Source organism: Amycolatopsis sp. CA-128772, assembly GCF_002904295.1.
Lineage (GTDB): Bacteria > Actinomycetota > Actinomycetes > Mycobacteriales > Pseudonocardiaceae > Amycolatopsis.
In genome coordinates, this window is record NZ_PPHG01000099.1 from 1 (window position 1) to 8199 (window position 8199).

An 8199-nucleotide genomic window follows, 5' to 3' on the forward strand; every position below is an offset into this window, starting at 1 on the left:
GGGCGGGGCGGGCTGAGTGACGGCCGGCCGGGGCGGCCGGGCGGGGCTGAGCCGTGGTGGGCTGAGTTGCGGCGGCCCGGGCTGGAGTCGGCGGGCCAAGGCGGGCGGGGCTGAGCCGCGGTTGGCTGAGCTGCGGCGGCCCAAGCCGGAGTTGGCCGGGCTGGGTGGGGCGGGGCTGAGCTGTGATTGGCTGAGTTGCGGCGGGCCGAGCTGGAGTCGGCCGGGCCGGGCCGGGCCGGGTGGGGCAGGGCTGAGCCGTGGGTCGGCTGAGCCGCGGCGGTCCGGGCTGGCGTCGGCCGTCGGGTCGGCGCAGCGTCGGGTCGGCGAGCCTCGTCTCGGCCGGGAAACCGGGTGGCGGGCACCGTTACCCTGGAATTGTGGCCGTCGTTGCGGAGTACCGCCGATTTACCGGCCCCCTGGCCCTTCGTGGGTGCCAGCGGGGTTCCGGTGCCACGTCCACGCGCGCTCCCTGAGCAGCGCCGCCGATTCCGCGCACCGCACTGACCTCGCCGGGCGTCCGGGCCAGGGGGAACCGTCCCCGTCCGCTCGCCCTGGAGGTCCCGTCGTGCCCGAACTGCTCACCCCCGCCCAGCTCGCCCACGCCCTCGCCGTCCGGGATCTTGCCGATCCCGCCGGTGGGGCGCATGCCGTCCAGCTCGTCGTCGAGGAGGCCGTTGCGGCCCTCGCCGGGCTGTGGTCCTGTTCCGTCCGGTGGTGCCGCGGCGATCGGGTCGTCACCGTGGCCGACAACTACGACCACCTCGGCTACCACCCCGGCGACGTCACCCGCGACGCCCGCTACACCCGGTACGTCGACGCCACCCACGTCCTGCGCAGCCACTCCAGCGCCATGATCCCCGCGGCCCTGCGACACCTCGCCCGAAGTCCCGCCGATGACGTCCTGCTCGTCTGCCCCGGCGTCGTCTACCGGCGGGACAGCATCGACCGGCTGCACAGCGGCACGCCGCACCAGCTCGACCTCTGGCGGATCACCCGCGGCCCCCTCACCCGGCCCGATCTCGAAGACATGGTCGCCGCGCTCGTGCCCGGCCGGCGGTGGCGGCTCGAACCGCGGCGGCATCCGTACACTGTGGACGGTGCGCAGGTCGACGTCGAGCACGACGGGCGCTGGGTCGAAGTCGCCGAATGCGGGCTCGCCCATCCCGCCGTCCTCGGAAGAGCCGGGGTCGGCAGCGCGTGGTCCGGGCTCGCGCTCGGGATGGGCCTCGACCGGATGCTGATGCTGCGCAAGGGCGTCCCCGACATCCGCCTGCTGCGCTCGGCCGAACCGGCTGTCGCCGCGCAGATGGCGGACCTCGCGCCCTACCGGCCGGTGTCGGCCCTGCCGCCCGTGCGGCGCGACCTCTCCATCGCCGTCGCCGCCGACGACCGGGCCGAAGACCTCGGGGACCGGGTCCGGGACGCCCTCGGCGACGAAGCCGACGTCGTCGAATCGGTCGAGATCCGGCAGGAGACGCCGTGCGCGGACCTGCCCGCGTCCGCGCTCGCCCGGCTCGGCGCCCGCCGCGACCAGCAGAACCTCCTCGTCCGCCTGGTGCTCCGCCCGCTGGACCGGACACTGTCCGACGCCGAGGCGAACGTCCTCAGAGACCGCGTGTACGCCGCGTTGCACCGCGGAGACGTCCACCTCTGGGCAAGCTCAGGCTTGCAGGCCCCGGATCGCGAGGGCGGCGAAGCGCCGGGAAGCCGCGACCCGCGCGGCCGGTGACGTGCCCTGCAGGCCGCTGTTGGCCATCAGGACCAGGATCACGTCGTCCAGTTCGACGTCGGCGCGCAGGTGGCCGGCCTCCCGGGCGCGGCGGGTCAGCTCCGCGATCGACTGCACCGCCCGTTCGCGGTCGGCCGCGAAGTCCAGCGCGTGCGGGAACTCCGCCGTGAACGCCGCGGTGAAGCCCCGGTCCCGCGCGTGCAGCTCGCACAACCGCGAGACGGTCGAGGTGAAACCGCGCCCCGGATCGGGGTCCGCGAGGCCCTCGTCGACGAGCGCGTAGCACGCGCGCATCTGGCCGGCGAACGCCTCGGTGGCCAGCGCCTCCTTCGTCGGGAAGTGGCGGTACAGGGTCGCCGGGCCGACGCCCGCGCGCCGGGCGATCCGCCGCATCGGCACCGTCAGGCCGTCGGCGGCGAACACCGCGCGCGCCGCCTCGAGGATGCGTTCGCGGTTGTCGCGGGCGTCGGAACGCAGGGAGTGAGGCAAAACCTCGGTCACTCCCTCACTTTAGCCAACCGGACGGGGGCGTCCGTTACCGTCCGTCGTCGACGATCGGAGGAAATCGTGAAGGCAGTGGCGGTGCAGGTGTTCGGCGGTCCCGGTGGGCTGGCGGTGGTGGACCGGCCGGTCCCGCGCCCGGCCGGCGGGCAGGTGCTGATCAGGACCGAGGCCATCGGCGTCGGCGGCGTCGACGTCCTGATCCGCAACGGCGCGCTCGCCGCGTACGGCTTCGAACCGGGGCACGTCCTGGGCGGCGAGATCGCCGGCACGGTCACCGGGACCGGCGACGGCGTCGACCCGTCCTGGCTCGGGAGGCGCGTCTGGGCGTTCACCGGCACGGGCGGTGGCTACGCCGAACAGGCCGTCGCCCCGGCGGCGACGCTCGTCCCGCTGCCGGAGAGCCTGTCGCCCGTCGATGCGGTGACGCTCGGCAGCTCCGGGATGGTGGCCCAGTTCGGCCTCCGGCACGCCCGGTTCGTGCCCGGCGAGTCCGTGCTGGTCCGCGGCGCGGCCGGCGGCATCGGGATCATGGCGGTCCAGCTCGCGGCCCGCGGCGGCGCGAAGACGATCGCGGTGACGACGTCCTCGCCGGATCGGGGCGAGCGCCTGCGGGAACTGGGCGCGACCGACGTGCTCGACCGCGCCGGCGGGGCAGCCGGCGGCTTCGACGTGATCCTCGACGTGGTGGCCGGTCCGGACCTCCCGGCGTTCTTCGGCCGGCTCAACCCCAACGGGCGCCTGGTGGCGGTCGGCGCGGTCGCCGGCCCCCCGCCCGCGGACTTCGGCCAGGCGCTGTTCACGGCGTTCCGCAAGTCGTGGTCGTTCGCGACCTTCAGCGCGGACACCGTCCCGACCCCCGACCGCACGGCGGCGACGGCCGGGCTCTTCACCGCCGGCCTGCGGTCGGTGGTGCACGAGGTGCTCCCGCTGGAGCAGGCCGCGCAGGCGCACCGCAAGCTCGACGCGGGCGAGGTGTTCGGCCGGATCGTGCTCACCACGCCGGCCGGCCCGTAGGGTGTCCGGCATGACTGATCGGCTCTACTTCCGGCAGCTGCTCGCCGGGCGGGACTTCGCCGTCGGGGATCCCGTTGCGACGCAGATGGTGAACTTCGCCTACCTCATCGGTGATCGGGAGACCGGGGACGCCGTCGTCGTCGATCCCGCCTACGCCGTGGGGGACCTGCTGGACGTGCTCGCGCAGGACGGGATGCGGCTCACCGGGGTGCTGGCCACCCACCACCACCCCGACCACGTCGGCGGCGAGATGCTCGGCTTCTCGCTGCCCGGCATCGCCGAGCTGCTCGCGGTCGAGCAGGTGCCGATCCACGTCAACGGCGCCGAGACCGAATGGGTCCGGCGGGTCACCGGGGTGTCCGGGACCGACCTGCGCGCCCACGACCACGACGACGTCCTCGAGGTCGGTGCCATCCCGATCCGGCTGCTGCACACGCCCGGGCACACGCCGGGCAGCCAGTGCTTCCTCGTCGAGGACAAGCTCGTCTCGGGTGACACGCTGTTCCTCGAAGGCTGCGGCCGCACCGATTTCCCGGGCGGGGACGCCGAGGAGATCTACCGCAGCCTGCAGGCGCTCGCCGGCCTGCCCGGGGATCCCGTCGTCTACCCCGGGCACCAGTACTCGGCCGAGCCGTCGGCCGCGCTGTCCGACGTCAAGCGCACCAACTTCGTCTACCGGCCGCGCTCGCTCGACGAATGGAAGGTCATGTTCGGCGGCTGAGCCAAGGCGTTCCACGGGCTGAAACAGGGGGAGTTCACGGAGTGGGCGCGGATTGACTTCACTTCCCGGGGACCGGAAGGTCGGGGCCACGCCATCGAAGAAATCCCCGTCCCCGGGAGAAATCCGTGTCGATTTCCACCACGGGCGTGCTCACGCGCGCCCGGCCGGCCGCCGCCCGGCCACGCCGCCGCCCGCGGCGCCTCGATCTCAAACGCTGGATCAGCCCGGTGGTGCTCCTCGCCGCCTGGCAGCTCGCCAGCGCGACCGGGGTGCTGCCGCCCGACAAGCTCAGTGCACCGTGGACGGTCGTGCAGGCGGGCATCGAAGCCGCCCGCAGCGGCGAACTCGGTGCCGCCTTCGCCGTGTCGCTGGGCCGGGTCGGCGCCGGGTTCGCGCTCGGCGCTGTCGCCGGGCTGCTGCTCGGCGTCGTCTCCGGGCTCTCCCGCTGGGGCGAAGCCCTGGTCGACCCGCCGGTGCAGATGCTGCGCACGCTGCCGTTCCTCGGCCTGATCCCGCTGTTCATCCTGTGGTTCGGGATCGGCGAGGAGACGAAGATCGTGCTGGTCGCGCTCGGCGTGGCCTTCCCGCTCTACCTCAACGTCCACTCGGGAATCCGCGGCGCCGATCCGGCGCTCGTGGAAGCCTCGCGGGCGCTCGGGTTCAGCCGCGCGGAACGGCTCTGGCACGTCGTGCTGCCCGGCGCGCTGCCGCAGACCCTCGTCGGGCTGCGGCAGTCGCTCGGCCTGGCCTGGCTCGCGCTGATCGTCGGCGAGACGGTCAACGCCGACGCCGGTGTCGGCTACCTCATCACCAACGCCCGCGAATTCCTGCGCACCGACGTCGTGGTCGTCGGGCTGGTCCTGTACGCCCTGCTCGGCCTGGTCACCGACGCGCTGGTCCGGCTGCTCGAACGGAAGGTGCTGCGGTGGCGAACCCGGTAGCCGAGGTCGCCGGCCTCACCAAGCGGTTCGGCGACCGGACCGTCCTCACCGCACTCGACCTGACCGTCGGGCGCGGCGAGTTCGTCGCCCTGCTCGGCCGCAGCGGCTCCGGCAAGTCGACGCTCCTGCGCGTCCTGGCCGGCCTCGACGCGGACGTCGAAGGCACCGCGAAGGTCACCGGAACCGTTTCGGTCGCCTTCCAGCAGCCGCGGCTGCTGCCGTGGCGGAAGGTCTGGCGCAACGTCGTCCTCGGCCTGCGCCAGGACGGCGTCACGAAGTCCCGCAACCGCGCGCTGGCCGGGAAAGCGCTCGCCGAGGTCCACCTGGCCGAGCACGCCGGCGACTGGCCGCTCACGCTGTCCGGCGGCGAGGCCCAGCGCGTGTCGCTGGCCCGCGCGCTGGTGCGCGAACCCGACCTGCTGCTGCTCGACGAGCCGTTCGGCGCGCTCGACGCGCTGACCCGGATCGCGATGCACGGCCTGGTGCTGGACCTCTGGCGGCGGCACCGGCCGGGCGTGCTGCTGGTGACCCACGACGTCGACGAAGCCCTGCGGCTGGCCGACCGGGTGCTGGTGCTCGACGGCGGCCGGATCGTCGCCGCCCACCGGCCACGCGAAGCCGACGACCACGACGACCTCCGCCGCCGCGTGCTGGCCGACTTGGGAGTGACCGAAGATGCAGTGGCGTAAGGGAATCCTGGCCGTCGCGGCCGCCATGGTGGTGTCCGCGTGCGGGACGGCGACCGGCGACGGGCCGGCCGCCGTGCCGGCCGCGGTGAGCGCGGCGGACCTGGCGAAGGTGACGCTCAAGGTGGGCGACCAGAAGGGCGGGGTCAAGTCCCTCCTCACCGCGGCGAACCTGCTGCAGGACGCGCCGTACAAGATCGAATGGGCGACGTTCACCTCGGGCCCGCCGCTGCTCGAGGCCGCGTCGGCCGGCGCGATCGACACCGGGCGCGTCGGCAACACCCCGCCGATCTTCGCGGCCGCCGCGAAGGCGAAGATCAAGGTGATCAGCGTGTCGCGCAGCAACGTCGAGCGCGAAGCCGTCCTCGTCCCGCCGGACTCGCCGCTGCAGGACGTCGCTTCGCTGAAGGGCAAGACGATCGGCGTCGCCAAGGGCACCTCGGCGCACGGGCAGCTGCTGAACACGCTGCACCGCAACGGCCTGTCCACCAGGGACGTCAAGCTGAGCTTCCTGCAGCCGTCCGAGGCCTACGCCGCGTTCACCCAGCACACCATCGACGCCTGGGCGATCTGGGACCCCTACACCGCGCAGGCGCAGATCGAAGCCCACGCGCGGGTGCTGGCCGACGGCCGGGGCGCGTCGAACGGCCTCGGCTTCCTGACCGCGAGCACGGCCGCCCTCGGCGATCCGGGCAAGAACTCCGCCCTGCGCGACTTCGCCGTCCGCGTGGTCAAGGCGCAGAAGTGGGCCGACACGCACCGCGAAGAGTGGGCGCGGGCGTGGGCCAGGGAGACCGGGCTGAAGCTCGAAGTCGCGCGGAAGGCCGTCGAGGCGGGCCGCGACCTGCCGATCGTGCTGGACGACGCCGTGGTGGCCGCCGAACAGCAGCTCGCGGACGCTTTCACCGACGAGAAGACTCTGCCCGGCAAGGTGGACTTCGCCGCCTTCGTCGACCGGCGGTTCGGTCCCGACCTGGACCAGGCGAGGAGCAACGGATGAGCATCAGGCTGCACTGGTTCCTGCCCACCAGCGGCGACGGCCGCACGATCGTGGAACGGTTCCACGCGAACAGGTCCGCCGGCCCGTCGGCGCAGCGTCAGCCGGACCTGGACTACCTCGCTCAGGTCGCCCGCGCCGCCGAGCGGCAGGGCTTCGAAGGCGTGCTGACCCCGACCGGCACCTGGTGCGAGGACGCGTGGCTCACCACGGCCGCGCTGATCCGCGAGACGACCCGGCTGAAGTTCCTGGTCGCGTTCCGGCCGGGGGTCATTTCGCCCACGCTGGCCGCGCAGATGGCCGGGACGTTCCAGCGCCTGTCCGGCGGCCGGGTGCTGCTCAACATCGTCACCGGCGGCGACGCGGTCGAGCAGCGGCGCTTCGGCGACTGGCACGACCACGACGCCCGGTACGCGCGCACCGACGAGTTCCTGACCATCGTGCGCGGCGTCTGGTCGGGCGAGCCGGTCACCTTCACCGGCGAGCACCTGCGGGTCGAAGGCGCGACGACGCTGGCCGCGCCGGACCCGGTGCCGCCGATCTACTTCGGCGGCTCGTCGCCGGCCGCGCTGCCGGTCGCGGCCCGGCACGCCGACGTCTACCTGACCTGGGGCGAGCCGCCCGCGCAGGTGGCGGAGAAGATCGGCAAGGTCAGGGAGCTGGCCGGCGACCGGCCGATCCGGTTCGGCGTCCGGCTGCACACGATCTCCCGCGACACCTCGGCCGAAGCCTGGGCGGAGGCGCAGAAGCTGCTGGACGCGCTGAGCCCGGAGCAGGTCGCCAAGGCCCAGGCGCAGCTGGCGGCGAGCGAGTCGGTGGGGCAGCAGCGGATGGTCGCCCTGCACGGCGGCCGCACCGACGGTGGCGTCCGCGGCCTGGAGATCCACCCGAACCTGTGGGCCGGCGTCGGCCTGGTCCGCGGCGGCGCGGGCACCGCGCTGGTCGGCCGCCACGAGGAGGTCGCCGACCTGATCGAGGAGTACCACAGCGTCGGCGTCAGCGAGTTCGTGCTGTCGGGCTACCCGCACCTGGAGGAGGCGTACTGGTTCGGCGACGGCGTCCGGCCGGAGCTGGCGCGGCGCGGGCTGCTGAAGGAGTCCTAGCCCCAGCGGGTCGAGGCGTAGACGACGATGTTGTCGCGGTACGAACGTTTCGCCGCGTCGAACCGGCCGCCACAGGTGATCAGCCGCAGGGCGCTGCCCGGCGCGGGCCCGTACACCGCGCCGGTCGGGAACGCGTCCTTCGGGTACCGCTGGACCGCGTCCACGACGAACCGCGTTTCCTGACCGTCGGAACGCGCGACGAACACCTCGTCGCCGTCGCGCAGGTCGCGCAGCCGGAAGAACGGCGCCGGCCCGGCGCGGGAGTCGACGTGCGCGGCGATCACCGCCGGACCCGGGTCGCCCGGGACCGGGCCGTCGGCGTACCAGCCGACGTCCTCGAACCGCGCCGGCGCGGCCAGCTGGTGATCCGCGCCCAGGCCGAGCGGGACGAGGGCGGCCGCGTCGACGCCGATGGCGGGGATGCGCAGCCGCACCGGGCGGACGTCGGCCGCGGCGGGCAGCGGCTGCGGCCCGGTCGCCGCCGGCGTCGGCGCGGACGGCGGC

9 protein-coding genes are annotated in these 8199 nt (G+C 74.0%); 7 read left to right on the forward strand and 2 right to left on the reverse strand.

The window, feature by feature from the left end:
* Window positions 1–565: 565 nt before the first annotated feature.
* Complete coding sequence (locus C2L59_RS45985) at window positions 566–1729, forward strand: hypothetical protein (protein ID WP_103355899.1); 1164 nt, start codon at window positions 566–568, stop codon at window positions 1727–1729.
* On the opposite strand, the gene C2L59_RS45990 is transcribed toward C2L59_RS45985, so the two are convergent.
* Window positions 1661–2230 carry a TetR/AcrR family transcriptional regulator gene (locus C2L59_RS45990; RefSeq protein WP_233224092.1) on the reverse strand — a complete coding sequence of 190 codons (570 nt, stop codon included), beginning with the start codon at window positions 2228–2230 and terminating at the stop codon, window positions 1661–1663. The two genes, C2L59_RS45985 and C2L59_RS45990, sit on opposite strands and share 69 nt — an antisense overlap.
* 66 nt (window positions 2231–2296) lie before the next feature.
* On the opposite strand from C2L59_RS45990, the gene C2L59_RS45995 reads away from it, so the two are divergent.
* The 6 genes from C2L59_RS45995 (at window position 2297) to C2L59_RS46020 (ending at window position 7695) form a co-directional block, all read left to right on the forward strand.
* Complete coding sequence (locus tag C2L59_RS45995; RefSeq protein ID WP_103355900.1) at window positions 2297–3247, forward strand: zinc-dependent alcohol dehydrogenase family protein; 951 nt, start codon at window positions 2297–2299, stop codon at window positions 3245–3247.
* A gap of 10 nt (window positions 3248–3257) precedes the next feature.
* Entirely contained in the window at window positions 3258–3968 is a 711-nt protein-coding gene (locus tag C2L59_RS46000) for an MBL fold metallo-hydrolase (RefSeq protein WP_103355905.1), read from the forward strand.
* Window positions 3969–4093: 125 nt separating this feature from the next.
* Entirely contained in the window at window positions 4094–4909 is an 816-nt protein-coding gene (locus tag C2L59_RS46005) for an ABC transporter permease (RefSeq protein WP_103355901.1), read from the forward strand.
* Complete coding sequence (locus C2L59_RS46010; RefSeq protein ID WP_103355902.1) at window positions 4894–5598, forward strand: ABC transporter ATP-binding protein; 705 nt, start codon at window positions 4894–4896, stop codon at window positions 5596–5598. The genes C2L59_RS46005 and C2L59_RS46010 overlap by 16 nt, the downstream gene beginning before the upstream one ends.
* The gene (locus tag C2L59_RS46015) at window positions 5585–6595 is read left to right on the forward strand and encodes an ABC transporter substrate-binding protein (protein ID WP_199199797.1); all 1011 of its coding nucleotides are present in this window, start codon (window positions 5585–5587) and stop codon (window positions 6593–6595) included. The genes C2L59_RS46010 and C2L59_RS46015 overlap by 14 nt, the downstream gene beginning before the upstream one ends.
* Window positions 6592–7695, forward strand: a complete 1104-nt coding sequence (locus C2L59_RS46020; RefSeq protein WP_103355903.1) for an LLM class flavin-dependent oxidoreductase — start codon at window positions 6592–6594, stop codon at window positions 7693–7695. The genes C2L59_RS46015 and C2L59_RS46020 overlap by 4 nt, the downstream gene beginning before the upstream one ends.
* Here the strand turns inward: C2L59_RS46020 and C2L59_RS46025 are convergent.
* A partial coding sequence (locus tag C2L59_RS46025) for a class F sortase (RefSeq protein WP_233224093.1) occupies window positions 7692–8199 on the reverse strand: 508 nt, incomplete at its 5' end. The genes C2L59_RS46020 and C2L59_RS46025 overlap by 4 nt on opposite strands.